The following is a 230-nucleotide window of genomic DNA, read 5'->3' as shown; positions in this document are numbered from 1 at the left end:
CAACCATAACGGTCATGTGCGCAGCAACACTGGCAACGGGTACAACCGTACTGGATAACTCAGCACGAGAACCTGAGATTGTCGATACCGCTGATTTCCTAAATAAGCTGGGTGCTAAAATTACTGGTGCAGGTACCGATACCATCACTATTGAAGGTGTTGAGCGTCTTGGTGGCGGAAGCCACTCAGTTGTCGCCGATCGCATTGAAACCGGTACATTCTTAGTTGCA

General features: G+C 49.1%; 1 pseudogene. It reads left to right on the top strand.

Annotated features, from left to right (window positions below):
- Window positions 1-230: pseudogene (locus tag ACP45E_RS03150) on the top strand (UDP-N-acetylglucosamine 1-carboxyvinyltransferase); the annotation flags it as partial.

Source organism: Vibrio genomosp. F10 str. 9ZD137 (genome assembly GCF_049974785.1).
In the GTDB taxonomy this organism is placed as follows: domain Bacteria; phylum Pseudomonadota; class Gammaproteobacteria; order Enterobacterales; family Vibrionaceae; genus Vibrio.
The sequence above is the reverse complement of the archived record's forward strand: the minus strand, read 5'-3'. Positions and strand labels throughout refer to the sequence as shown.